The 23853-nt window shown below is 66.5% G+C and carries 33 protein-coding genes and 1 pseudogene; 11 read left to right on the top strand and 23 right to left on the bottom strand.

Annotated elements, in window-relative coordinates; translation table 11 throughout:
• Positions 1-29 precede the first annotated feature (29 nt).
• The 7 genes from IEV99_RS07135 to IEV99_RS07105 all read right to left on the bottom strand — a co-directional run bounded on the left by IEV99_RS07135 (position 30) and on the right by IEV99_RS07105 (position 6645).
• Positions 30-215 carry a hypothetical protein gene (locus tag IEV99_RS07135; RefSeq protein WP_188516977.1) on the bottom strand — a complete coding sequence of 62 codons (186 nt, stop codon included), beginning with the start codon at positions 213-215 and terminating at the stop codon, positions 30-32.
• Positions 216-227: 12 nt separating this feature from the next.
• The gene (locus tag IEV99_RS07130) at positions 228-3278 is read right to left on the bottom strand and encodes a phage head spike fiber domain-containing protein (protein ID WP_188516976.1); all 3051 of its coding nucleotides are present in this window, start codon (positions 3276-3278) and stop codon (positions 228-230) included.
• A 61-nt stretch (positions 3279-3339) separates the two neighbouring features.
• Positions 3340-3528 carry a hypothetical protein gene (locus IEV99_RS07125; protein WP_188516975.1) on the bottom strand — a complete coding sequence of 63 codons (189 nt, stop codon included), beginning with the start codon at positions 3526-3528 and terminating at the stop codon, positions 3340-3342.
• A 12-nt stretch (positions 3529-3540) separates the two neighbouring features.
• Positions 3541-3846, bottom strand: coding sequence for a hypothetical protein (locus tag IEV99_RS07120; protein ID WP_188516974.1), 306 nt, complete (start codon positions 3844-3846; stop codon positions 3541-3543).
• 346 nt (positions 3847-4192) lie between these two features.
• On the bottom strand, positions 4193-5383 hold the full coding sequence (locus tag IEV99_RS07115; RefSeq protein ID WP_188516973.1) for a hypothetical protein: 1191 nt from the start codon (positions 5381-5383) through the stop codon (positions 4193-4195).
• 1 nt (position 5384) lies between these two features.
• Positions 5385-5729, bottom strand: a complete 345-nt coding sequence (locus IEV99_RS07110) for a hypothetical protein (protein WP_188516972.1) — start codon at positions 5727-5729, stop codon at positions 5385-5387.
• A gap of 10 nt (positions 5730-5739) precedes the next feature.
• Positions 5740-6645 carry a hypothetical protein gene (locus IEV99_RS07105; RefSeq protein ID WP_188516971.1) on the bottom strand — a complete coding sequence of 302 codons (906 nt, stop codon included), beginning with the start codon at positions 6643-6645 and terminating at the stop codon, positions 5740-5742.
• A gap of 380 nt (positions 6646-7025) precedes the next feature.
• Between IEV99_RS07105 and IEV99_RS07100 the strand changes: the two are divergent.
• The 3 genes and pseudogenes from IEV99_RS07100 to IEV99_RS07090 form a co-directional block, all read left to right on the top strand.
• A pseudogene (locus IEV99_RS07100) lies at positions 7026-7217 on the top strand (IS1595 family transposase); the annotation flags it as partial.
• Positions 7218-7490: 273 nt separating this feature from the next.
• Positions 7491-7775 (top strand): DUF3892 domain-containing protein, encoded by a 285-nt coding sequence (locus tag IEV99_RS07095; RefSeq protein WP_188516970.1) that lies wholly within the window; start codon positions 7491-7493, stop codon positions 7773-7775.
• A gap of 240 nt (positions 7776-8015) precedes the next feature.
• A complete protein-coding gene (locus IEV99_RS07090) occupies positions 8016-8594 on the top strand; it encodes a hypothetical protein (RefSeq protein WP_188516969.1) in 579 nt (192 codons plus the stop codon).
• Positions 8595-8795: 201 nt separating this feature from the next.
• Here IEV99_RS07090 and IEV99_RS07085 read toward each other — a convergent pair whose 3' ends face one another.
• The 11 genes from IEV99_RS07085 to IEV99_RS07035 form a co-directional block, all read right to left on the bottom strand.
• The gene (locus IEV99_RS07085) at positions 8796-9200 is read right to left on the bottom strand and encodes a hypothetical protein (RefSeq protein WP_188516968.1); all 405 of its coding nucleotides are present in this window, start codon (positions 9198-9200) and stop codon (positions 8796-8798) included.
• Positions 9201-9216: 16 nt separating this feature from the next.
• The gene (locus IEV99_RS07080) at positions 9217-9387 is read right to left on the bottom strand and encodes a hypothetical protein (protein ID WP_188516967.1); all 171 of its coding nucleotides are present in this window, start codon (positions 9385-9387) and stop codon (positions 9217-9219) included.
• 166 nt (positions 9388-9553) lie between these two features.
• A complete protein-coding gene (locus tag IEV99_RS07075) occupies positions 9554-10555 on the bottom strand; it encodes a hypothetical protein (protein WP_188516966.1) in 1002 nt (333 codons plus the stop codon).
• Positions 10556-10623: 68 nt separating this feature from the next.
• Complete coding sequence (locus tag IEV99_RS07070; RefSeq protein WP_188516965.1) at positions 10624-11940, bottom strand: hypothetical protein; 1317 nt, start codon at positions 11938-11940, stop codon at positions 10624-10626.
• A gap of 8 nt (positions 11941-11948) precedes the next feature.
• On the bottom strand, positions 11949-12176 hold the full coding sequence (locus tag IEV99_RS07065) for a hypothetical protein (protein ID WP_188516964.1): 228 nt from the start codon (positions 12174-12176) through the stop codon (positions 11949-11951).
• A complete protein-coding gene (locus IEV99_RS07060) occupies positions 12176-12508 on the bottom strand; it encodes a hypothetical protein (RefSeq protein ID WP_188516963.1) in 333 nt (110 codons plus the stop codon). The genes IEV99_RS07065 and IEV99_RS07060 overlap by 1 nt, the downstream gene beginning before the upstream one ends.
• A gap of 10 nt (positions 12509-12518) precedes the next feature.
• On the bottom strand, positions 12519-12830 hold the full coding sequence (locus tag IEV99_RS07055; RefSeq protein WP_188516962.1) for a hypothetical protein: 312 nt from the start codon (positions 12828-12830) through the stop codon (positions 12519-12521).
• Between the two features lie 21 nt (positions 12831-12851).
• On the bottom strand, positions 12852-14165 hold the full coding sequence (locus IEV99_RS07050) for a phage portal protein (RefSeq protein ID WP_188516961.1): 1314 nt from the start codon (positions 14163-14165) through the stop codon (positions 12852-12854).
• Between the two features lie 13 nt (positions 14166-14178).
• Entirely contained in the window at positions 14179-15726 is a 1548-nt protein-coding gene (gene terL, locus IEV99_RS07045) for a phage terminase large subunit (protein ID WP_188516960.1), read from the bottom strand.
• Positions 15692-16138, bottom strand: a complete 447-nt coding sequence (locus tag IEV99_RS07040) for a hypothetical protein (protein WP_188516959.1) — start codon at positions 16136-16138, stop codon at positions 15692-15694. Before IEV99_RS07040 ends, terL begins: the two co-directional genes overlap by 35 nt.
• A 64-nt stretch (positions 16139-16202) precedes the next feature.
• Positions 16203-16904 (bottom strand): CoA transferase, encoded by a 702-nt coding sequence (locus tag IEV99_RS07035; protein WP_188516958.1) that lies wholly within the window; start codon positions 16902-16904, stop codon positions 16203-16205.
• A gap of 26 nt (positions 16905-16930) precedes the next feature.
• Between IEV99_RS07035 and IEV99_RS07030 the strand changes: the two genes are divergently transcribed.
• On the top strand, positions 16931-17272 hold the full coding sequence (locus IEV99_RS07030) for a hypothetical protein (protein ID WP_188516957.1): 342 nt from the start codon (positions 16931-16933) through the stop codon (positions 17270-17272).
• On the opposite strand, the gene IEV99_RS07025 is transcribed toward IEV99_RS07030, so the two are convergent.
• Together IEV99_RS07025 and IEV99_RS07020 are read right to left on the bottom strand one after the other, a co-directional pair.
• Positions 17231-18367 carry a GNAT family N-acetyltransferase gene (locus IEV99_RS07025; RefSeq protein ID WP_210318627.1) on the bottom strand — a complete coding sequence of 379 codons (1137 nt, stop codon included), beginning with the start codon at positions 18365-18367 and terminating at the stop codon, positions 17231-17233. The two genes, IEV99_RS07030 and IEV99_RS07025, sit on opposite strands and share 42 nt — an antisense overlap.
• Positions 18364-18951: a ParB N-terminal domain-containing protein gene (locus tag IEV99_RS07020; RefSeq protein WP_188516955.1), complete on the bottom strand. Its 588-nt coding sequence runs from the start codon at positions 18949-18951 to the stop codon at positions 18364-18366. The genes IEV99_RS07025 and IEV99_RS07020 overlap by 4 nt, the downstream gene beginning before the upstream one ends.
• Before the next feature lie 74 nt (positions 18952-19025).
• On the opposite strand from IEV99_RS07020, the gene IEV99_RS07015 reads away from it, so the two are divergent.
• The 3 genes from IEV99_RS07015 to IEV99_RS07005 are packed head-to-tail and all read left to right on the top strand — an operon-like array spanning position 19026 to position 20377.
• Positions 19026-19910 (top strand): ParB/RepB/Spo0J family partition protein, encoded by an 885-nt coding sequence (locus IEV99_RS07015; RefSeq protein ID WP_188516954.1) that lies wholly within the window; start codon positions 19026-19028, stop codon positions 19908-19910.
• Between the two features lie 38 nt (positions 19911-19948).
• A complete protein-coding gene (locus tag IEV99_RS07010; protein ID WP_188516953.1) occupies positions 19949-20164 on the top strand; it encodes a hypothetical protein in 216 nt (71 codons plus the stop codon).
• 3 nt (positions 20165-20167) lie between these two features.
• Entirely contained in the window at positions 20168-20377 is a 210-nt protein-coding gene (locus IEV99_RS07005) for a hypothetical protein (protein WP_188516952.1), read from the top strand.
• 248 nt (positions 20378-20625) lie between these two features.
• On the opposite strand, the gene IEV99_RS07000 is transcribed toward IEV99_RS07005, so the two are convergent.
• The 3 genes from IEV99_RS07000 to IEV99_RS06990 form a co-directional block, all read right to left on the bottom strand.
• Positions 20626-20820 (bottom strand): hypothetical protein, encoded by a 195-nt coding sequence (locus IEV99_RS07000; protein WP_188516951.1) that lies wholly within the window; start codon positions 20818-20820, stop codon positions 20626-20628.
• Positions 20817-21323 (bottom strand): hypothetical protein, encoded by a 507-nt coding sequence (locus tag IEV99_RS06995; RefSeq protein WP_188516950.1) that lies wholly within the window; start codon positions 21321-21323, stop codon positions 20817-20819. Before IEV99_RS06995 ends, IEV99_RS07000 begins: the two co-directional genes overlap by 4 nt.
• Positions 21324-21451: 128 nt before the next feature.
• Entirely contained in the window at positions 21452-21841 is a 390-nt protein-coding gene (locus IEV99_RS06990) for an aspartate 1-decarboxylase (RefSeq protein ID WP_188516949.1), read from the bottom strand.
• A gap of 86 nt (positions 21842-21927) precedes the next feature.
• On the opposite strand from IEV99_RS06990, the gene IEV99_RS06985 reads away from it, so the two are divergent.
• The 4 genes from IEV99_RS06985 (at position 21928) to IEV99_RS06970 (ending at position 23697) form a co-directional block, all read left to right on the top strand.
• Complete coding sequence (locus IEV99_RS06985) at positions 21928-22218, top strand: hypothetical protein (protein WP_188516948.1); 291 nt, start codon at positions 21928-21930, stop codon at positions 22216-22218.
• 10 nt (positions 22219-22228) lie between these two features.
• On the top strand, positions 22229-23017 hold the full coding sequence (locus tag IEV99_RS06980; protein WP_188516947.1) for a DUF2786 domain-containing protein: 789 nt from the start codon (positions 22229-22231) through the stop codon (positions 23015-23017).
• A 108-nt stretch (positions 23018-23125) separates the two neighbouring features.
• Positions 23126-23539 (top strand): hypothetical protein, encoded by a 414-nt coding sequence (locus IEV99_RS06975; RefSeq protein WP_188516946.1) that lies wholly within the window; start codon positions 23126-23128, stop codon positions 23537-23539.
• The gene (locus IEV99_RS06970) at positions 23539-23697 is read left to right on the top strand and encodes a hypothetical protein (protein ID WP_188516945.1); all 159 of its coding nucleotides are present in this window, start codon (positions 23539-23541) and stop codon (positions 23695-23697) included. The genes IEV99_RS06975 and IEV99_RS06970 overlap by 1 nt, the downstream gene beginning before the upstream one ends.
• The last annotated feature ends 156 nt before the right edge of the window (positions 23698-23853 follow it).

Raw genomic sequence — 23853 nt, 5'->3', positions numbered from 1 at the left:
AGGCGGGCCGGGGGCGACGGGTGGGGCGATCAGGCCTCGGGCTTGTCGACCGGTGCTGGCTCTTTGGGCGCGGACGCCGGGGCGGGTTCGGCGTCGGGCACGAGCAGCACGAAGGCCGCCCGGCCGCTGGCGAGAATGGAGGCTTGCTCAGCCGGGTTGGTGACGTAGTCGCCCACCTTCCGGTCGAGGAAGGGCGACGTGACGAGGAGGCGCAAGGTTGAGCCCTTTCACAGCAGGAGGAGGAGTGCGGCGGTGGACGTGTAGGCGACCACCTGGCCGGCGATGGTTCCGGTCTGCACGCCGAAGACCGGCGAGGCTTCCACCAGCGCCACCGCCATCACCATCACGTTGGTGAGGACGTCATTGCCGGCGACCGCCTCCAGCACGATGGCGAGCGCCGCCTGGCTCGACGCCGACAGCTCCACCAGGGTGGCGGTTACGGTTTGCGCGGCAGTCAAGCTGCGGACGGCGCTGGCGGCGTCGGTCGCATTGGCCGCCTCAGTGGACGCGGCAACCGCCTGGAGGCCGCCAGCGACCGTCTCTGTGGCTCCAGCGAGTTCGGCGATCGAGGCGACCGCAGCCATGAACGCCGCCACCGCATCCACCGCCGTCGCAGCCTCGATCGCGCTCGCCGGGTAGATCGTGCCGCCGCCCCAGTCGGAGAAGTCGAGCACGAGCGCCGTTTCGGTTGCGGCCGCACCTGCGGCCATGGCCGTGGTGGAGGCGTCCAGCCCGGTCGCAGCCTCGATCCTGGCGCTGCCGAAGGCGGCGGCGCTGGTCTGCGCATGCGTGGCTGTCGCCGCTTCCGTGGCCGCCGCCAGCGCCGTCAGGACGCTCGCCTGCGCGTCAACCGCGACGGCGGGCTCTGATGCGGCTGCGACCGCGGCGAGCTGCGTGGCCGAGCTGTCCAGCTGGGCCGCCAACTCGATCGCGTCCACGCCGCCGTTCGCCGTCGAGCTGACCGAGGTGTCGGCCTGCGCCGCCAGCTCGGTTGCGGATGCGCCGGCCGCCATGCCGCTCGCCGAGGCGTCCGTCGCCGCAGCCGGCTCGCTGAGAGCGCCGACGCGGGTGAGAGGCCCCGTGCTGCTGTCCGTGGCCGTGGCGGCTTCGGTGGTCGCCGATGCGCCCGACCAGGTGTTGGTCTGGGCCTGCGTGACCGTGGCGGCTTCGGTGGTCGCGCCGACGCGGGTTTCCGTCGCCGTCTGGGCGTGAATCGCGGTGGCGGCTTCCGTGGCGGCCGAGCCGAACGCGGCCGAGCTGGTCTGCGCGTGGATCGCGGTCGCAACCTCCGAGGAGGCTGCGGCGAGAGCCAGCACCGAGACGGAGCTTTCCAGCGCGGTGGCGGTTTCGGCCAGCGAGACGGAGTAGGTCGTGCCGCCCGCCGAAATCGTCGGCGGCGCGCTCTTGTAGGGGTGGCCCACCGGCAGCAGCGAGCCGTCGCCCGCATAGTACCAGGAGGCCCAGCCTTCGAGCTTCTGGACCTCGGTGTCGGGCAGGCCGACGCTCTCCATGGCGTAGAGCACCTGGCCGTTCAGGAACTCATTACCGAAGTGGTTGCCCGACTCGCCGAGCCAGAAGTCGTCGGTGTCGCTGGCGATGGCGTATGTGGGGTTGCTAACAAAGGACAGATCGGCGACGCCGTTGATCCGCATCTGATGCGGCAGCGCATAGCCATCGGTCGAGAAGCGAACTGTGAGGGCGGCAAGCCCCGCGCCGGGATCGCCGCCGCTCTGATATTGCGACAGGCCGGACGGCGTGCCGCTGTAGGCGACCATGTGGCCACCGTCGCGGACGTACCAAACGTCGCCAAAGTTGACGCCCCAATTCTGCCCGATCAGCGCGCCGTGGGTGTCAGACAGGCCCTTGACGACAGCGAAAACCTGCTTGGACGTTCCAGCCGGCAGGTTCGCGGTGAGGCTGGTGCGTAGGCCCTGCCCGCCGCTGAACACGGCCGGGAGGTGGCCGTTGACGGGCGCTGATCCCTTGGCGGGAGTGGCGGTGGTGCCGATGCCCCAGGTGCCGCCCATCGTGCCGGTGTTCGCGCAGTCGGCGAAGGCGGTCCCGCTCCACGGCACGTCATCCGCGTTGAACTCGGCGACCGGGCGCGTGGTGAGGTTGGCCGGGGTCCACAGCGCGCCGGTGATCGAGGTGGCGCCGGTCGGCGGGGTGAAGCCCCACGAGGCCGGGGCGAAGCGCATGGTGGCGACTTCGTTGGTGTCGTCGCAGGCGATGACGGGGAAATAGGGCCCCGAGAACGTCCACGCGACGCCGCCCACGCCCGAAACCGGGTCGGCCGTGCCGCTGTTGTTCCAGAGCCCGGCGTTGAGGCGGAACCATGCCTTTTTGGTGGTCGGGTTGAAGCAGACGCCGACGACGTCGCCCCGGGCGCCGGCCGCGGCGAGCGCGATGAGGCTGGAGCCGCCCGTTCCGGCTTGGGCGTTTCCGGCCGCATAACTGCGATAGAGCCCGATCGCGTTGGCCGAGTTGTAGGGGTCGACCGCCAGCGCATAGCTGCTGTTGCCGATGCCGACGCACCAATTGTTGCCCGAGTAGCCGGTGCTGTGGATCTCGGCCTCGAAGTAGATCAAGCCCGAAGACACGCTCGCGATGGCGACGGCGCTGGCGTTGGCGCTAAAGCCGTTGCTGAATGTCCGGTTGTCATCCGCCAGGGTGGCGAAGGAGGACTTGTTGGCCGGGTTCAGCGTCGTGGTGGGGCCGGTCGCGCCCAGCGCATTGTCGGGCTGGTAGCGGGTCGGGAGCAGCGAGCCCTTTTCGAGCATCGCTCCCCAGACGTCGACCGACTGAGCGCCAAGGCTCATCATGCCGCAGTAGGGCAGATAGGTGCCGGCGCTCGCGATCGTCATGCCGCCAGAGATGCGCAGCCAGCCGTTGCCGAGGTCGACCACCCGCGAATAGGCGTCCACCGCGGTGAAGGCGCCAGTCGAGCCGTTGACGTCGAAGGAGACGTCCTGAATCGTCACATAGCCGGTGGAGAGCAGGTAGAACTTGAAATTGCAGCTCCACGTCGCCTTGCGGGCGTAGATGGAGAAGCAGATTTTCTCACCGGCGACGACCGTGAGGCCATTGTTCTGCTTGAAGGTGGCGTAAGGCCCGGTCCAGGTGATCGTGTCGGCCGTCAGCGCGCCGTTGATCGGGTTGGCGACGCCGTTCTTGACGACGGACATCCCGCCTTCGAAGCCCCAGCTGGTGCTGTCGAAGTCCTCCGAAACGGAGGTGCCGCCCGTGCCGCTGCCGCCGATCCAGTTGACGGTGGCCATGGGCGCTCTCCCGGTTCAGCTCAGGGGAAGGAGGCCGCCCCCGAAGGAGCGGCCCGGGTCGTCAGGAGGCGGGAGCCGCGACCGGCTCCAGCTCGCTTTGCTTGAAGGGGCGCTCGTGCTCGCCCGTCTCGTCGGTCCAGCGGACCACGAACAGGAAGTTGGCGTCGTCATCCACGCGGGCGGCGACGATCTCGCCCTGGACCACCGGCTGCACCACGCGGACGGTGTCGCCCTTTTTCATCTCGGTCATCGGGAGCGCTCCTCAGTTCTGCGCGGTATAGGTGACGTTCAGCGTGTCGCCGTTCACCACGGCGCGGTTGCCGCCCGTGAAAGCGCCGGCGCTGAACAGCGTGCCGGTGGTGCCCGACTTGGTGTTCACCGTGGTCAGGAAGACGCCCGCGATCGTGGCCGTGCCGTTGATCGCGAAGGCCGTCGCCGTGGTGGCCTTGGAGCCGGTGCCAGCCGTGCCCGCGCCGCCGCCCGTGCCGGTGGCCGCGTTCCAGGTCGGAGCCGGGCGGGTCGCAGCCGCATAGGCCACAACCTCTGTCCAGCCCGCATGGGAGGCCATGGTGTCGGCCGCGTTGAAGGTCGGAGCCGAGCCGCCGTCGACGAGGCCGAGATAGAACGCCGCCGTGTAGGCCGAGCCGGCGAGGTACTTGTCGAGCGCGTCGATCTTGCCGACGTTGGTGACGAGGTTATTGAACTCCTCGACCCATTTGACCTTGCCCTCGCTGTCGAGGCACTCGACGCGGTAGCGGCCATGGATGCGGGCGTCCTCGCCGTGACCGCCGCCGAACGCGACCGCAGCCGCCGCGCGCTCGATCGCGACCTGGTTCTCACTGTGAATGGATGGGCTCCTGAAACGCGAAAGCCGCCCGAAGGCGGCCTGGAGGGAATGGGCGCGAGGCCCGGGATCAGTTAAAGGCGCGGTAGTTCTGGCCGACGAGGGTGGCCGAGGTCGCCGTGGCGCCCAGCTCCACCACGATAATGTCCGACGCGCCCGCCGCCACGGAGAGCTGCGGAGCCGCGCCGCTGGCGCTCGTGGAGCCTGCGGGCCAGGCCGAGGCCGCGATCGTGCGCCCGCCGACGCCGTCCTGCGTCGCCACCAGCTCGATGCGCCGGATGGAGCCTGCAGGCGGGCGGTTGAGGAACGCCACGGACGTGACGTTCTCGCTGAGTGTGAAGCGGAAGACGCTGCCGAGCGCCAGGTCGATGGTGAGGACGCCCGCAACCGAGGCGGTGGTGACGTCGCCATAGGCGGGCGGCGCATCCACGGCCGGGACGTGCTTGAGGCTGATCACGGTGCCGTCTCCCACGTTGAGCTGCACCACGGTGATCTCGTACTCGAGCTCCGTCTCGGTGGTGGCGTATTCCACGGTGTAGAAAATGTCGCGCCGGTAGAGGCCTTCCTTCTCGGCGTTGTCGATCGAGGCGGTGCCGAAATAGGTGAGCCGCGCCGCAACCCCGTCCGGCATGGTGATGAAGTTGAGCGCCGCCAGCTTTGCGTCGACCAGCTTGGCGGCAGCCGCCCGCGCCGTCGGGCTTGCGGCCCAGACCGTCACCTGGAAGCGCTGCTGCTGGCGGCGTAGCTCCCTCACTGCATTCGCGGCGCCGCCGATCCGCACCTCGATGCGGGCGGTGGACGGGAAGGTAACCGTCGCGCCCGAAGACGAGACGCCAGCCAGATCAGGGCTCACCATCGCGGCGACCGCGGTGGCGATCGTGGTGAGCGTGTCGCCCGCCTGCACGGCGTAGCTGGAGGGCTTGCCGTTGACGCCCACCGAGACGTTCTCAGGCACGGTGACCGCGCCCGAGAAAGTGATCCCCTGCCCTGCCGCCACGGCGTTGAGCGTTTTGGCGGGCGCTTGAAGCGGATGCCAGGTTTTCGGGAAACGGGAGGTGTTGGTCGAGGCGTTCGGCGTGGTGAAGACCGAGATGTTGACGATCCCGGCGAGAAGATCGGCGTCGAGGCCCTGCGGCTTGGGCCAGCCGGGGAAGATGCGGCAGCCCGCGCCGATCGCGGAAGGCTGGCCGGTGCCGTTGGGGTAGATCGCCGCCGCGATGATGGAGACCAGCGCGTTTTCGACGTCGTGGACGTCCGCCATGTCAGGTCTCCATGATGTGGCACCGGGCGTTATAGCCCAGCGAGTTCCAGTAGGCCGCGACCACCTGGAAGCGCCGGCCCTGGTCGTCCACGATGATGTCGCGGTTGCGGAGCTGGCCGTCGGGCAGCTGCGGGATGAAGATGCGCCAGATGGTCGAGGAGAAAGCGTCGGCCGGAAGCCCGGCGTCGGTGCGCGAGGCCGTGCCGCTTTCCTGGATCGAGGCGGCGAGCCCGCTGGCGATCACGCTCTCGTCGCTCGCCTGCAGGCCCTGATAGCCGACGGCCCCGCGTCCACTGGGCGCGGAGGGGCGTCGCACCGAGATGGTGCGCGGGTAGATGAAGCTCATTTGGGCCTCCTCAGACGAAGGCGCGGAGCCGGAAGGGATCGAGATAGGCCTTGGTTTCGGCGTCGAGCACCGAGTCGGTGAAGCGCTGCACCTCGGTATCGCCGGCCTTGTAGAGCCGCACGTTGCCGCTGATCTCGGGGAAGGTCTGGAGCTGGGCGACGATCTTGGCGCAGGCCGTGCGCAGTTGGCTGGGCAGCGTCGTCTGGTTGTAGCCGCAGACGAAGTTCGCCTTGAACTCGCTCCAGCTCACCCCGTATATCCCTTGAGGCAGCCACAGCTCGCCGGTCGTGGGCGACGCGCTAATCTGGGAGCAGTCCATCAGCGTCCATGGCGGCGGGCCGCCGAAGGTCTGCGAGATGGCGAGCAGGTTGAAACCCTGCGCCATGCCCACCGACTGCGAGCGCCGCAGCTGGCCGTAGCGACCCAGCGCCGAGATCACCCGCACCACCGGGGTGCGCATAATGCGGCCGATGGTGCGCTTGGCCGGGAGCGGGCGCTCCTCCGTGATCACGAGGCCCCATTCAGCGAATGAGCCCTGCGCGTGCGCGTAAGTGACCTTGTCCAGCGTGATGGAGGCGGCACCGACGGCGCTGATGACCGCCGCCTCGGTTTTTGTGATGTCGGCCCGGTCGAGGACCACCACCTGGCCGAGCATGTCGGGGCGGCAGATATAGGCCGGCGCGGCGACGGCGACATTTGCGCCGGGCGCGATCGAGGCCGGGAGCGCGAGGCTGCCCGTGGGGTCAAGGCCCGCCATGTAGCAGGGCGAGCCGTCCGCGCCAGCCGCCCAGGCAAGGCCCTCGGGACGGCCGATCGCGGCGTCTACGATGGCGCTCGCCTGCTGCACCTGCGCAGCGGTCGCGTTCGGCACCCCGAAGGTGCTGTAGTCTGCGCTGAGCAGGTAGCTGGACGGCATGGGATCCTCACGCGGCGTTGAGCAGCAGGCAGGCGCTGGTAGTAAGATTGACGCTGTGCCCGTGGGTGGCCTGTGGTCGGGACCGGGCCTAGGCAGCCTCACGCCCGTCCGAGTAGCTCCGCAGCGTTGCTTGGAAAGCTCAGCGCTGACCTATGGGCGGCCAATTAGTGCCGACCTCACGCAAGCAGCAGGTCAGGCGCTCTGCTCGCTGATTAATCCGAGAAGCCCGTCAGATGCAGAAACGGACTCGGCTAGTGGCCCGCGGCGGCGGCGGTCCGCAGTCCCCGATTGCCGCAAAAAAAGCCGATCAAAAGCACCTGGGCCGTTGTTAAGCGGGCCGAGTTCGCCCTGAAAGGCGTTGGGAACGGGTGTTCTCGACCCGCGGCATGAAGGGCGTCTATCAGCATTGCGCCGAGAAGCACCTTCACCGCTATCTTCACGAGTTCTCGTTCCGCTACAACCATCGCATTGCGCTTGGATGCAGCGACGTGGAGCGCGCCGAGAAGGCCCTTGAAGGCATCAGCGGCAAGCGCCTTACCTATCGGCGGATTGACAGCGCCGACCTCGCGTAAGCAGCAGGTGGCGCGTTTTCTACGCTGGCGCCGCGCTCAGCTGAAAGATCCGTGAATATCCAAGAAAGGCGGGCTCGACTCTCCAGAGAGAATCGGGTCGGATGCTTGTTGAACTTGAGAAACAAGAACGGCGACCTGTGGGAGGGTCGCCGCTCACTTGTTTTCTGACCCGCACAAACCCAGCCGGGCTGCGGAACAGGCTATTCAAGCAATCAGAGTTAGCTCTGATTTGTCGCCTTTGGTCAAGCTCGGCTTCAAGCGCAGGAGCGCGAAATGGCTACCCAAACGGCACAAATCAAGTGCATCAACAAAGACCCAAGGCAAGACCCGTATCACGCCATCACGCATGTCGGCGGCTATGAAACGAGCCACTGGAAGCTGAGCCTCCATGAGGCTATCCGCCACATCGAGAACGGCGAGTGGGAGTTCTTCGTCGCGATGAACGGACGCCGAGTGATGGTTCGTGTCGAAATCAGCGCGCGCGGTCACAAATATCTGCGGACTGAGGCTGATGGGCGGGAGCCGAACAACCTTCTGGCTCTGCCTGAGTGCCCATGACGGTCAGCAAAGGCCGCCTGTAGCACTCAGGGTCTGAGGCCCAAGCCAGCGCTTGCTGCACGACATAGAGCTCGCGATGGCGATCAGCGCTTGCGGTCGCCATCGCTCTTTGAACGCGGACCAGTTCTCGTTCGAGCATGCTCATCCCGTTTCTCCGTCTCGTGCTTCTTCGGCGGGGTGGTGAGCATGCGCTTCAGCACCTCGTCTCGCTTCTTTTCGTCGACGCCAGGATCTTGTGCCATGCAACCCGCCAAAGAGTACCACCGGCGTCCGATGCCTACGGTGGGCGACGCCGACCCAACCACATTATACGCCGCCGTTGGACTGGCCACGTCACGATGGCAAATGGTCGAGTTCACGCTCAGCCAGCTGTTCTCAACCTTCATGAACCGACACGCTACCGGCGCTGTGTCGTTTCACTCCTACCCAGCCCTCGAAGCCTACGCCGCAATAATCGGCTTCAAAACACGCACATCCGTTTTGCGCAAAGCCGCTGGCGTGTTCTTCCGCCTGAACGGCTTTGACGATCTTCAGCCACCCTTCAAGAGCGCCGTTGACCGGGCAGACAACTTCTCACCACGTCGTAACGATATCGCGCATGGCATCGTTCTGCGGCGCGAGGAAAACGACAAAAACCTTAGATTCTTCCTCGAAACTTCGTTCGAAAGCCGGGGCACGGGGCACAAAGCCACCTACTCGCTAACTTCAAGGGAAGTGGGTTATTTCACTGACCGGTTTGTGGAATGCCAAGACGAGCTGCAAGAGCTTGTCTATACGATTCGGGCGCGCTGCCGAGCATCGCCTCCCAAATACGAATAGCGGCGTTCTCTCCGTACAAGCCGAACAAATCCTCGATTTCGCGAGCCCCGGCCTCAACCATTTTCGGTGTGGGCGCAGGGAAGCCCCCCGCCTCATCCGAAGCAGGGGTTTGAGCGCCGGCCTGTCGCGAATGACCGTAGGACGTTTTCCGATTTGTCAGGTATATAATTAGGATAATTGTCTTATAAACGCCTGCCAAACTCAGGCCGCGTTGAGAAGCAGGCAAGCGTTGGTGATCGTCATCAGCGAGCCTGCTCCATTGGTGATCTGCACCCGGTAGTAGGCGAACGGCAGCGCGTCGGTGATGTTGATCAGCTTCGCCTGGCCGCCCACCAGCGCGATGGACACCGGGCCGCCTTGCAGCACCAGCCCGTTTGGGTCGAGATAACGAGTGATCTGCATCGAGCCCGACTGGTCGGCGGTCAGCCCCAGCGCCATGGCCTTGAAGCCATCGGCGCAGACCAGGCCGCTGTCATAGGCCCCGCTGCCCGCGATGGTGGTCGGGAACGCGGTGGGCAGGGTCGGGATGCCGTACAGCTGGCAGACCGGCCCGAAAGCTCCCGGCTCCCAGAAGTCGGTGGAACGAGTCTTGTCGACAAATGGCACGGGAGCCTCCGAGGGATCAGGTGCTGGGCAGCAGCAGCTTGGTGCGCTTTGCGAGCTTGTGCGCGACCATGTAGCGGCCGAGCTCGTCTTCGACTTCGGCCTCACCGACGATGAAATCCACCGTGAATTGCACCGGCTCGTTGGCGTCCGTCACCCAGTGGGCGGGGAGGTCCGCCTGGCCCGCCATGTGGGCCGCCGGGCACAGATGCATCAGATGGGACGGAGCCGGTTTACGGGTCCCGTCGGTGGGCAGGTAGACGCGCATACGGTCGGGCCTTGGGGCTGGAGTAATGAAAACGGCCCCGAGCAATCAAGCCGGGACCGTTTGGAGAATTGGAAGTTCAGCTCAGCGATCAGGGGCGCTGAACGGCGACGGTGGCGTGCGCGTAGGACGGGCCCTTGGCCACAATGGCCGAGAAGTTGATGGCGACGTACTGGCCCAGCAGATTGGCTAAAAGGCCGAGCTGGAACAGGCGCGGGTTCGGGTTGCCGTCGCCGCCGTGGACGTAAGGGATCTCGACCATGTTCTCGGTGACGATCACCGCGAAATAGGTCTTGATCCCGGCGCCAGGGGCCGAGAAGCCGAAACCCGCGGTATTGGCCGCCAGCGTGGGCATGAAGGGCTCGGTGATCAGGGGCAGCAGGCCAGCCTGCGTCTGGATTGCCGGGACTGTGACGCCTGCCTGAACCTCCAGCGAGCCGATCGTCACATTCCCGGCCTTGGCTTCGCGGTCGATGTAGTCGGCCAGGATCGGGTTGAGATAGATGGCGGTCGGGCGCACCACGTAGGTCTGGTTGGCCATCATGGCCGCTACCTGAGCCTTGATGCCGTCGATGATGGACGCGCCGGGAGCCACAGTAGATTGAAGCGTGATCTGGTTGAGCAAACCGACATATTGAATCGAGGTCGGCGTAGTCAGCGAAGTGTCGGTGCCATTCCAGATGTTGCTAGCCTGGAGCACCGCCACCGCATTGACGATGTCATTGATGTCGCGGCTCTCGATATACGCGAATTGACCTTGCATGCGCGTCACGTCGACATCGAACAGAGAGAGGTTGGATTGAGCCGTAATGGCCTTGATCATGGCCGAGCGCTCGACGCGGGTTGGATTCTGCGCAGTTGGCGCAATGGCGCGAGGATCGGTGAATGCTGCCGTTGCGATCGCGGTCTGCTCAAAATAGCGATGCGGATGGCCTGTCGCGGGGATCTTGGGCAGCCGGTTCAACGCCGTGGAGGTGCGCCGGACGATGTCGAGGATCTCGCTCTCGTATTTGTTGACTTCAATAGCGCCTGTGCCGAGGAAGTCGGCGGCGGCCTGAAGGCCCTGGAACTGGGCCTGAACCTGACCGGTCATTAGGTCGTCCTTTCAAGAACGGAGTGGGGGAGCGAGCCGGCCGCCATCGGCGACCAGCGAAGCCGGGATCAGCGCGGCAGGAGGCCGGCGTGCTCCAGCGCGATCTTGGTGGTGAGGCGCTGCTCGGGCGCCATGCCGGCCTTGACCAGAGCGGCGTCGACCGTGGCGCGGTCCATCTTGGCGTCGCCCTCAGGGAGCGTGATCGCGGCGCGGGCCAGGATCGCCGAGATGCCCGGGGCGAGCGTTTTGCGCTCAGGCGGGGTCGCGGTCTTCGCCGCAGCGGCCGAGATGTCGGCGACCTTGGTGGAGAGAGCGGCCAGCGCGTCTGTGATCGGCTTGAGGTCGACCGGCGCGGGAGCAACCACCACCGGTGCGGCGGCGGCGGCGACCGGAGCCGCGACGGGCTTGCCGGTGCGCAGCGCGACGGCCTGGGCCGTGATGGCGGCGGCGGCTTCGGTCAGGCCAGCGGCCGTGAGCGCAGCGGCCTGCTCGTCGAGCTTGGCGGCGGCCTCGGCGGCAGCCTGGATCTTGGGGTCCACGGCCGGGGCGGCGGCCTGCTTGGCGGCGATGTCGGCGACCTGCGTGGCGAGGCCAGCGACGGAAGCCGTGATGGCGTCGAGAGCAGCCTTCATTTCGGGAGTCATGGTGTCGTCCTCGTCGGCCGCAGCGGCGGCCAGAGATGTGGAGGTGTAGGCGGCCTTGTCCTTGCGGAGAATGGCTGCGCCCGTGAAGGTCAGTGCCGTGATGGTCAGGGGGTCAGCCGTCGGGTCCGCGACGAAGATGCTGGCGGCTTCAAACGAGAAGCCCAGCGCGTCTTTCAGTCCACGGATGTCGTCTGCGACCTCTGGAAAATCGGCGGCGTAGATGAAGCCTGCGATCCGGATCTCGTCGCCTTCGATCGTCGCGTCGGTGATGAGGCCGATCTTCTGGCGCGGGTCGTGACCGTCATAGCCCCAGGTGTAGTTCACGCCCATGCCGAGCAGCGACCCCAAGGCGGCGTCAGCGGCCTCCTTGGTGACGAGGATCTTGCGACCGCCAGACCCACCGGGCGCGGCGTCGGAGACCTCGTTCAGCTTCACCAGCACGCCCGAGAAAGGCATGCGGTTGGGGTGGTCGTCGCTTTCAGGGAGCGCGAGAGACATGGCCTCGATCCGCAGATCCTTGAGCTTGCGCCAGGCTGCGGTGTCGAGGCCGAACTGGTCGGCGCGGGCCAGGATGGCGGCGCGCGCAGCGGCGCGCTCCTCATCGCTCAGGCCCGACGCGGTGATGACGCTCCCCCAGGCGAGGGAGACGTGCTTCGCATCGTGAATGGGCAGCAGGCGCCGGCCCGGCACGGCGAAGTCCTCAGCGGGGAGCTTGTCCCGCTGTTCCTTGGTAAGCGCCATGGGAAGCCTCAGAGCGTTTCGGTCAGGGCGTCGACCTGAGCCGCGATGTCGTCGGACAGAATGTCGCGCGGGATGTGCGGCAGGATCGCCCGCAGCTCCTCGGCGCGCTGCCGCAGTTGATGCAGCACCGCCGCGGCGTGATAGCGAGCCTCGTCGGAGTGCTCGCCGATCAGCCCGTGGAGGCCTTCAATCAAACCGACGGCCGCAGCGGCTTTCGCCTTGGGAGCCTTGGCCATCAGAAGATCCTCGCCACGAAGGCCAGGAACTCGCGGGCGTCACCCGTCGCCAGGTCGCGCTGGGCGAGGATCTGGCGGCGCACGTCGGTGAGCGCGGCCAGCACGGTGGCGACCGCATTGGCATTGGCGCTGTCGCCAGCATCCGCCAGCTCGGCGGCGAGGCGCTCGGCCTCCGCGAGCATGTGGATGCCCGGCTCGACGTCGGCGACCGCCAGGATGGGCTCTGCGCCGTCGCCAGCGGCCGGCTCGTTGCTCGCCGCAGCAAGCACGTCGGCGTTCGTGGGAGAGCCAGCGCTCGCCGCTGCGGCGGCAGGGGTGTTGTCTTCGGCCATGATGTCCACCTCAGCCGAAGACTGCGACGTCGAAGGAGCCAGCCGCCAGCGTGTTGGCGGCGAGGCGCGGCGCGAGGTTGACGGTGAACCCCGCCGTGGAGCGGGCCGAGATCCAGAACGTCGCGTCCTGGTTGGGCGTCACCAGCACGGCGTAGTTGGTCGGGAGGGGCTCGGAGAAGGTCACGACGGTGGCGACCGAAGCGCCGGCGCCGCCGCCGATCGCGTTGGCGACGGCCTTTTTGATGGCGAAGGCGACGCGGTCCTGCATGCCGAGCTGGTCGGCGGATCCAATGACATCGAAGCGCTGAACGGGAAGGGGCATGGTTGGTCCTTTCGGAAGGAATTAAGGCCGCGCAAGCTCCTTGGCGGCGGTTTCGGCGGCGGCGTCTGCGGCTTGCTGGGCGATCTGCTGGTTCGCCTCGATCAAGATCATGTCGCCGTAGGGGCTCGCGAGCGGCGGCAGGCCCATGCGCTCGCGCTGCTCGTTCGGCGTGATGGCGTTGGAGGCGTAGTAGACCGCGTAGACGTCAGCCTCCTGCTTCTCGTCCTCGCGGTCGATGCCCAGGAAGCCGAACTCGAGCTGAGAAAAGCCGAGCAGCCCTTGGATTGTCTCGCGCGAGATGTGGGAGCTGACCATGTGGGCCATGGGCTTGATCGCCCCGTCCCAGTCGCGGTCCTCGCCAACCTCGCCGGTGGAGCGGTTGACGTCGCGCTCCACGCCAAGGTTCTGCGGCGAGAGGTCGAAGGCGGTGGCGATCTCGCTCTTCAGGAACTCCTGATACTTTAGGAACAGCGCGTTATCGCCCTCCGGATAAAAGCGCAGCACGTTGGCGCCCCTGCCCTTCTCGCCGGCCAAGCCCATGATGGGCATCTGGCCCTGACCCTCGATCTCGTTGCGCCAGTAGTTGCGGAAGGCCTGCAGGCCCTCGGCGCTGACGCCGTCGCCCAGATCAAGGCCGACGCTCGGGCGGGCGTTGCTCGCCACGTTGCCGGCGAACTCGCCCACGCCCAGCGTCCGCGAGATGGTGTTGAAGGCGATCTCCAGCGCGCCGACGCCGAAGGGCGTGGCCGTGGAGGCGTTCGGGCGCAGATAGACCAGTTCGTTATTGCGCAGCAGGATCTGATGCCCGCCGCCATAGGCCGTGCCGTAGCCGATCGTCTGCTGGTAGCGCGCCTCGTTGATGTCGCCGTTCCAGCCCGGGAAGATCTGGATCGAGAGCCCGTCCACCGGCCACAGCCAGAGCGGCCGCAGCGGATCGCCGCCGAGCTGCTGCTCATAGGCCGCCGCGCCGTGCAGGACGTCCTCGACGAGCTGCTCCACGAAGGTGTGGAAGCTGTCATCGTTGTTCGGGTTGGTCAGGCAGGCCGTGGCGATGTCGATCTGGCGCTGCAGCTCGGGGTTGATGTCGATCCCCTTGCGGGGCCGGACCTCCCAGTCGAGTAGCTTAATCGGGTTCTTGATCGCGTTGATGGCGCGGCGCGCATAAACGGTCTGGCCGAAGAAGCGCAGGTTCCGCGGCGTCGGCTTGTAGATCACGCGCTGGCGTGCGCCGGTCTGGCCCAGTTGCACCGTGTTGGGGAAGGTGAAGGTGTCGCGTTGCGGCTCCGAGCGCCTGCGGCCCGGACCTTTGCGCTTGAGATAGTCCATGAGGGCCATTAACGGTCGCCTGTCAGCCGAAAAGGAATTGCTTGGAGGGACCGGCGAGCGCGTTGAACGCCCCCGAGGAAGCGTCCACCTGGTCGTCGTGCCGCCCCATCGGGAAGGTTGTCAGTTCGTCGAGGTAGGCCTCATTCCAGCCCGCCTTCACCAGCGTGACGTTGCCGGCCTCGGCCTGCGCCGCGAACGGGTTGGCGCGGGTCGCCTTGTCGCCGGTCTCGGGTTCCGCCTTGACATCGAAGCCCGACAGCATCCGCACCAGCGACTGCGCATAGGCCTTGCCCGCCGAGCCAGGATCCTGCGGCAGCCGGATGCGGACCTTGGTGCCGTCCTGCTCTGCGGTGTTCTTGATCAGGCGCTCCACGTCGTGCGGCGTGCCGCGCAGCCGGGTGACGTCCGCGACGTAGACAAAGCCGAAGGTGTCGCGCGCCATGAGCACGCCCACCGTCCAGTCAGGGTCGGAGCCCTGCCCGGCCTCGGTGGCGGCCAGATCCCAGCGCCTGACGAATTCGCAGCCCGCAGGCAGCGCGTTGACGATCGAGAACCAATGCCGCTTGAAGAAGCCGCCTTCGCGGGGCGCCGGGCGCTGCTGCAGCTGGCCCGCCGTCGCATACGAGCCCATGCGCGAGGACCACTCGTCCAGCGTCTGCTTGGTGAAGCGCGCCTTCCAGAGCGGCTCGCCCTCCTGCGTGCGGGGATCCTCCCACAGCTGCCCGGCTTGCGGCCCGTAGAGCTTGCGCACCGGGTTGGCGATCGGCGTCGGGTGCTTCGGCTCGTAGTAGGCGGGCAGGCACAGATGCGTCCAGCCGGTCTCTTTGGCCAGGATGTGGCCGGTGAGGTCGCCCTCGTGCACCCGCTGCATCACGATGATGAAGGCGCCCGCCTCGGGATCGTTGAGGCGGGTGGGCACGCTTTCCTGCCACCACTTGAGCACGCCCTCGCGGACGGTCTCGCTTTCGGCCTGCTGGACGTTGTGCGGGTCGTCAATGACGAAGATGTCCGCGCCCTTGCCGGTCAGCACGCCCGACGATGAGGTGGCGAAGCGCGCCCCGTTGCGGGTGTTCTCGTAGTAGATCTTGGTGTTCTGATCCTTGGCGAAGTTGACGCGCTCGCCCCAGTTGTCGCGATACCAGTCGCTGTCCATGAGGCGGCGGGCCTTGACGTTGCTCTCGATTGCCAGCCCGTGCTCGTAGCTCGAAAAGATGAACTTGACGCCCGGCCCGCGCCAGGTGCCCGGCCTGATCGGCTTGCCGTGGCCGCTGCCCGTCGGATCGGGATCTTGCGCCCACACCCACGCGGGCATGAAGACGCCCGTCTGGAGCGTCTTCATGTGGCGCGGCGGGATGTTGATGATAAGGCGCTTGATCTGCCGGTCTACGATGCCGGTCAGGTGGTCCGAGATGGCGTCGGTGTGCCAGTTGGAGCCGTAGGCGTTCGGCTCCACATGCCGCCAGCCCTGCTTAATAAATTCGGGCAGATGCTGCTCGGCGCGGATGCGCCGCATGATGTCGAGAGCCGATCGTAGCTCAGGCGTCTTCTTCGGCGGCAAGGAGGCGTTCAAACTCTGCCTCCATCACGGCTTGCGCTTCCGGCGTCATGCGCGCGAACAGCTGGGGATCAAACGGAACCTGGGACACCTGGACCGGAGGCGCGTCGACCGCGCCCGTGGTCTCGCGCCGCTCGACGTAGCCCCGGTGCTTGCCCTTGGTCTTGAGGTAGAAGATCAGCGCGGTGAGGTTGCCGTCCCGCAGCTTCTTGACGAGGCCCAGCTCGGCAACATCGAGGGTCTCCTCCACCAGCTCCTCGGCCTGCTCGCGCAGCTCCGGATAGCGGACCATGTAACCCGCCACCACCGAACGGTTGCAGCCAAGCAACTTCGCAGCGCCCGCCTGGATGCCAGCAGCGCGACGCAAGGCGTCCGCGACCTGCTCGAATGTAAAACGCTCAGGGTGGCCTGACATGGACTTGTCCAACTTTATTCGATTGGCGATCTATAGCCCCGTTGCGGATGTGCTATAGTGAAGTTCGGCGTCATCATTAGATGACGATACGCCCATTGCGATGGCGAAGATGCTTGATTTTCCACGCACGATCTCGGATGGGTTCGCGGTATTCCGCGCCCTTGAACGAGACGAGCGCGCCGTTCTCGTCGGCCCCGTAGGGCTCGCGATCCCACGGCGTGCCCGTGCGGGTGCGGTCGGTGTCGACCACGAGCTCGCCTTCCACCAGCTTTTGCAGGCAGGAGGCGTGGCCGAGCATGTAGTGGCCCGGGCCAGGCGCGGCGAGCAGCTTGAACGCCACCCAGAGCCCGCCGCCCGTGTCGCCGATGTAGAACGGGATCCAGCCGGCAAATTCCATGGTGACGCGGGCTTGGCAGAAGACGTCGAAGCTCACTTCGCCGGTGTCGCCACCCGTCTCGCCTTCCATGCTGATCCAGCGCACGTCGTGGAGCAGCGCCAGCACGGCAGGCTCGACGCCCAGGCGCTTCCAGGTCGAGGGGCGGACATTGTCGATAACGGCGTCGTACTCGCCGCTGGCGAGCGCCCCTGCCACGTCGGCGAGGTCGCGGCGCACGAGGCGCTTGCCGTGATTGATCCAGGCCCACAGCTCCTCGCCGCGATCGAGGCCGAGGATGGGGTCGCGCCCGTTCGTCCACTTCTCCACCGCGTGGCCCTGCTCGGCCAGGACCATGCCCGCATAGGCGGGGACGATGTAGGAGCCGAGTTCGAGAATCCGCATTTGCCACCCAATTGGAAGGACACCGAGTGCCGCTGTTGTTGGTTGTGAGGAAGCCGTACTTCCTCGAGTTTTTGCGAGGCGAGAAGACGATCGAGTACCGCCGCTATGGGCCTCGCTGGTGCGAGAGCATCTGGCGCGTCGGGCGCGAGATCGGCATCTCGATGACCTATGACGGCCGGTATGGGCAGCTGCCCGCCACCGTGACGAAAACGGAGGCGCCGCCGTTCAGCGCCCACCCCGAGATGCTCGACTTCTACGAGGGCTCGAAGCCGACGGATAAGCTGTTCCTGATCCACGTCGACATCCCGTGGGAGCGGGTCGACCTGTCACAGTTCCAGCGCCTTCTTGAGCCGCGGCTTGCTCTCTGAGCCGGCCGGGGCCGTGTAGGCGAAGGTGACCGAGTTGCGCTGGGCGCTGAATTGCGCCTGGTGCTTCTTCATCGAGGCGATGCCGCGCTTGCCGCCCGTGGTTCGGATGCCGCTGGTCTGCATCCGCCACCGAGGGGAGCGCGAATAGCTCGCGATCATGGCCGGGTGCGCCACCACGTTATGGTAGCGCCAGCCGCGCTCCCAGAGCCACTGGCCGAGCCAGTCGTCCAGGATGCCGCCGAGCCCCAGCCCCTGGAAGTCGGGCAGCACCACGAGGCGGTGGCCCATCATGATGTCCTTGGCGTGCGGGTGCGGGAAGTAGCGCACCGACGAAAAGGCGATCGGCCGGTCCTGGTAGAACGCCGCGACGCACTTGGCGGCGGTGTGGAGGTTGGCGCTCAGATAGTGATATTTGCTAAAGAGCGGCCAGATTTCTTTGCTCGCAGAGCGGACTTCAATATCGAGCTGGGGGCGTCGTCGAAGACACCTCCATTCAAACGAGTTCGTATGCGGCTCGAAAACCCAGTCGGGCTGGAGCCATTCGATGATGTCGTAGTGGCACGCCACCGCGACCAGCTGGCCGCCGTTGCGGCGCACCGCCTTCTGCACCGAGTGCGAGGCGACCTTCGCCACCGCGCGGTCGATCACCGAGGTGAACTCGTCAATCACCACCAGCTCCTTGCCGGCCTCGGCCAGCGCGCGAGCGACCGTGACGCGGAACTGCTCGCCGTTGGAGAGCACGTGGAAGGGCCGCATCCAGTTGGGCGCCGAGCCGAAGCCGACGGCGGTGAGCGCCCCGGTGATATCCTTGATCCCCATCGACTTGGGGAAGGCGTCGAGGATGGAGCGGTCGCCCGGCCACTCGTGCCGGTCCACGATGCGATCGCCGAACAGCTCGCGCGCCACCGTGGTCTTGCCTGAGCCGGAAGCCCCGACGATGAGGCCGATGCTCCAGGGCTTTTCGTCCACCGGCAGGGCGACGTCCCATTCCACCGTCGAATTCTCGGCGGGCGGCACGTCAAAGAGCGCCGTCATCTGCATGACGCGCGGCGAGGTCAGGACCGGCGAAGACCGGACGATATGCGCTTTTCTCACAGGATCGCCCTCACGCGCAGGCCCTCGCCGCTGAGCCGTTCGAGGAGAGCCACCTGCTCCTCCTCGCTGTCGACGTTGATGACAATCCCCCAGACCGCTGGCGGGTTGTCGGACTCGGCGTCGCCGGCCTCGTCCTGTTGGGTGCCAAACAGCTTGTCCATCTCCTTGTCGGAGAAGCCCAGCAGGTCGAGGTCGAAGCCGTCGGCGCGCAGATCCTCGATCTCGATCGCCAGCAGCTCGTTATCCCAGCCCGCGTTCTCGGCCAGCTTGTTGTCGGCGATGACGTAGGCCTTGATCTGCGCCGGCGTCCACCCGGTCGCGACCATCACCGGCACCTGCTCGAGCCCCATCTTGCGGGCGGCCAGGATGCGGCCATGCCCGGCAATGATCGTGCCGTCTTCGGCCGCCAGCACCGGGTTGGTGAACCCGAACTCCTTGATGCTCGCCGCGATCTGCGCCACCTGGCTGTCGCTGTGCGTCCGCGAGTTGCGCGCGTATGGCAGCAACGTTTCGATGGAACGAAGCTCTACGCTGCACCCGGGCCAGTGTTTCTTCGGTACATTGTTCTGCGTTTTCTTCGCCATACTGGATTGTCCCGCTGGTGGTTGTCCGCAATACTGTGTCCATCGACGCAAATAACTTCCAGTAGGAGCCGACAATGTCCCAGAAGGTCCGTGAAATCCGCCTCGATCAGATCGAAGCCAACCCGAACCAGCCCCGCAAGCTGTTCGATGAGACCAAGATCGCCGACCTCGCGGCGTCGATTAAGGCCAACGGCCTGATGCAGCCGATCACCGTGCGCCCCCTGCCCCGCAAGGTTGGCGAGCAGGGCCGGTACATGATTGTCGCCGGCGAGCGCCGCTTCCGCGCCCACAAGCACATGGGCGCCGAGACCATCCGCTGCCTGGCCGTCGAGATGACCGAGGACGAGATGGCCGTGAAGGCGATCATCGAGAACCTGCAGCGCGCCGACGTCACCGCCATGGAAGAAGCCCGCGCGTTCCAGTCGATGCTGGACCGGGGCTACACCGTCGCGGCGCTGATGAAGGAGCTGGGCCTCAAGAGCCGCAATCGCGTGCTGGACCGGGTGAACCTGCTCAGGCTCAACCCCGAGTTCCAGACGCTCGTGGAAGGCGGCAACCTGCCCCCGGCCTATGCCTGCGAGATCGCCACGCTGCCTGCCGCCCTGCAGGTCAAGGTGATCCGGCAGGTCTCAACCGGCCAGCTCAAGACCGCCGAGCAGGTGCGCCACGCCGTGATCGCGCTCCGTGAGGCGCTGGCTCAGGACGACATCTTCGCCGCCATGCCGGCCGCCACCGAAAAGGAAGTCGCCGTCGTCAACCGCATGGAAGCGAAGGTCGAGCAGATCGCCGCCCTCGCGGCCCTCGGCTTCAAGGACAACGAGTGCACGATCGCCAAGAAGGTCGACCCGAACAAGGTCAAGGGCATGGCCGACAAGCTCGCGCTCATCCGCAACCACCTGCTGCAGATGGAACACGCGCTCCGCGCCGCCGCCGCGCAGGGCGAGATCCTCGCCGCGTGAGCGGCGGGGCAACCCTTCAACCCACGGGAGCACTAATCATGGACGCCGCAACGTTCCTCGCCATCAAGGCCGACATCGAAGCGCAGCTGGACCCCGGCGAGGGGTACTGGCTCGAGCTCGATTGCCTTGGCGGCGCGTCCTTTGCAGGCGCGTTCGTCAAGATCGTCGGCGACGCCGTCGTCCTCCAGCGCGGGGATCAGCCCGACGCTTGGGTGGCGCTCGCCTCCATTGTCGCAATCTTGCTGCAGGACTGAGCCATGACGCACCGCATCTCGTTCGAGTGCCGCGCCTGCAAGTCGCGCAACGTGAAGCAGGACGCCTATGCCGCCTGGGACGAGCAGGCGCAGGACTGGAGCCTCGCCAACGTATTCGACGCCGATATGGTCTGCGACGATTGCGGCGAGGAGAACGTCGCGCGCATCCAGATTGCGCCCGATGGCGCCAACCTCGGGGAGACCACCGAGTGACGCCGCAAGGAGCGGCGCTGCCGGGGGATCAGCACTGCCGCGCCCGTTCCTCGTAGACAAGCCAGCCGCCCGCTGTGGCGCGCTTGGTGAGCGCACGCCCCGGAAGGCGATCGTCTCAGGCGCGGTCCCGTTGCTCACAACCCGCACGAAGCGGGGTTCCTTGCCGCGCAGCGTCGGCTCCAGGCGGGCGAGCAGGTAGGCTCCCTTTTTAGCGTTCGGCTGTTCGGGAATTAGGGCAGCCGTCCCGCTCATCGCAACAGCGCCAGTCCAGTGGCCGCAGCCGAGGCCAGCAGCGCCAGCCCGCCGAGGCTCAGCGCATGCCACGCATGACGCGAGCGTCCCCTCACCTGCTCGTAGACCGCCACCGCGACAGCGCCCATGGCCATGCTGGCGAGGATCAGCGCGGCGTTGAGCACGTCGTGGTGAGCTGCTCCAAGCGTCATGCGACCGATCCCTTGCGCACTGGCTCGCAGAAGAACGGCGCGACGTAGAAGAAGCCCGGATAAGCGAGCTGCATGCCCTTGGCGTTCACCAGCGCAACGAAGCGGATCTGGCCCTCATAGGAGAGGTGCTCCAGGTAGAACTTCGCTTGGCGCGTCGCCCCACGGGGCGCGAGCTGCATCCAATTGTAGCCGCCGCCCATCCAGCCGCTGGCTTCCAGGTGAGCCGGGTCCGCTGGGATCCAGTCGGGGCCGGGCTGGTCGTCGCCGCCCGTGACCGACACCACGCGGGGCTGGCCGGCGCGCTCCTCCGGCACGTCGACGTAGACCTTGTAGCTCTTGTCGGTGGGCGTGACCTCCAGGCCCGCCTCAACCGCGGCGAAGAACGCCTGCTCGGTGATCGAGCCGCAGTAGGAGCACGTGCCGTCCGCGCGCAGGTATGACTTGGCCTCGCGCCCGCGCGCACTGGGCCTGCTGCCCTGCTGGGGGCAGATGAACTCGCTCATGGTCGCCCCTCATATTGAGGCAAAAGAAAACCCGGCCGAGGCCGGGTGAGTGGGATAGGGAGGAAACGCCCAAGGAGGGCTGCGCAAAAGTCAGCGCGCAGCCCTTGTAGGCGCAGATTTCTGCAAGGCTAACGGACCTCGTAGTGCACCGGATCGCCACCCGGCACGCTCGGCTCGTAGTCGAAAGCGCGGTCAACGCCGTTGTTTTCATCGCAGTAAACCACCGGCGCGCCGGTGAACGCCTCGGCCTGCACGTAGGTCATAATCACGCACTTGTCGCCCAGCTCGCCAAGGCGCGCGCCACCGCCGTTGAGCGTGAAAACTCCAGACTCGGCCTCGATCGCGTAGGTCGTCCAGCGGTGCGCGTTGGCGAGGTTGACGATGTCGACCCGCTCAAACGGCAGGATCCCTGCGCGGCGCATCAGGTCGCGGCAGATGCTCACCGACCCGTTGTAGTTCACGGACTTTCCCGTGACCTTCACCCGCTGGATTTTGCCGCCCACCAACGTCCGCAACATTTTTGCCCCTTCTTGCATAATTCTGTTGTTCCAATGCCAACGTCCATTATTCTGCACATATCGAAACGCCCACAGGGATTTTCCCCATGTCCACCATCGACCTCACGATCTTCGTCGACCGCCTGCATGTCCGGAAGGTCCACAAGCTCGACACCGGCTCCACTGTGCTCTCGCTGATCGCGATTGAGCGCGACGTCTTCCCTGAGCCCGGCGTGAAGCCCGCCACCGTCGAGTTTAGCCTCTACTTCGCCAGCCACATTCAAGCGCATCTGCTGGCCGACGCCATCGCCCGCATCTTCCCCGCCGACAATCACGGCCAGCATGGCTGGGACAAGCCCCCGGTGCCGACCATCGCCGCCCCTGTGGCCGCCGAGTAAGGAGCCAGCCATGACCGACTTCACCGTCCAGGAAAAGCTTAAGCACCGCATCCGCGCGCTGCTCGCCAAGTCCGTCGAGAACGGCGCTTCCGAGCACGAGGCGCTAGCCGCCGCCGAAAAGGCGCAGGAGCTGCTCGCCAAGTACGGCCTCTCCCGCGAGGAAATGGACGCCGAGGCGTTCGTGCTCAACCGCTTCGCCGATAAGTCGGCCTCGCGCGGCTTCAACTGGTCCGAGCAGCTCGCCTACGGGGTGGCGGTGTTCACCGGCACTTTCCCGTTCCGCCAGGAGGGCGTCATCACGCTCCATGGCCGCGAGACGGACGGCATGTTCGCCAACTGGCTGATTGACGCGCTGGACGGCTTCGTGAGCCGTCAGGCGATGGCCTACGCCGCCGACACGGGCGGGATCAAGTCGTCCGGCAAGGCCTCCAAGCCCCGCCCCTTCGGCCAGTCCGACCTGTTCGGGTCGTCCAGCCGGGCCGTCGAGGCGGTGCGCCCCGAGACTGAGTGGCAGCGCAAGGATCGCATGAAGTCCTTTGCCGTCGGCGTCTGCCACCGGATCGAGGCCCGCCTGATCGAGCTGGCCACCGCCGAGACGCGCCGCCGCATGGACGACGCCCGGAACGACCTCGTCAAGAACCGCGGCATGAGCTTCAAAAAGGGCGGCACCCGCCGCGACAGCATCGGTGACAAGGGCGCCTATGCGGCCGGGCAGCGGGCGGGCGACAGCGCCGCCTTCAACCGCCCCGTGGGCGGCTCACGCGGATCGGCCGCGCCCCTCCAGATCGGGGGGCGCTAAGCGCCCCAGACCCTCGTCCTCACTCGCGTCGGCGTGCGCCCTTCCCCAGCGAGGAAGCTCGCCCACCGCATCGCACTATCCAGCAGCAGCAAGCGAAAGGCGTTGACCATGAGAGCCTACCTGATTTCCGCCGAGAACTTCACCGTCACCGAGGTCGAGCACGCGGGCGATCTCGCCAGCATCTACGCCCATCTGGGCTGCGACCACGTCGACACGCTGCGCATGCCGCGTGGCGACGCCATCTACTTCGCCGACGAGATCGAGGAGCCGGGCGACCGCTTCTTCACCGTGGTGGGCACGGGCGCGCTGATCGCCGGCAAGGGCCTGTTCGTGGGCTCGGACGACGAGGGGAAGGACGCCGAACCCTCCGTCGAGATCGCGCAGTTGGCGCGCGTAGTGCGTTTCCTGGTCAGCGCCGGCCGCAACCTGCACAGCGTCATTCCCGAGCCCGTGGGCGTCATCCCAGAGCCCACCATTACGGTCACCGCACTCGAACGCGCGCCCGCCGCAGGGAGGGCCTGATGCCCCAGTTCACCGTCTACCTGCAGCAGTACGTTGAGATGGTCGCCAAGACCTTGGTCGAGGGTGAGGACGCCGAGCAGGCGCGCGACAAAGCGCTGGACCGCGTGCGCCAAGCGCCAGCGGGCGGGATCGAGTGGGGCGAAGGGGACGACGCGTAAAAGGCCGAGGCCTACCTCGTTACCGACGAAGCGGACGAGACCGTCTGGAAACGGTGAGGCTTCTTCCCGGTCCGCGCCTTGGGCTTGGAGGATACATGCGCTCCGACCTTCGCCGGTCGGGGCGCCTTTTTCGGTTGCGGCGCTTGCCCCAGCTTG

It is taken from the genome of Alsobacter metallidurans (assembly GCF_014636935.1).
GTDB classification, from domain to species: domain Bacteria; phylum Pseudomonadota; class Alphaproteobacteria; order Rhizobiales; family Beijerinckiaceae; genus Alsobacter; species Alsobacter metallidurans.
Note: the sequence above shows the minus strand (reverse complement) of the source record. Positions and strands in the feature narration are given on the sequence as shown.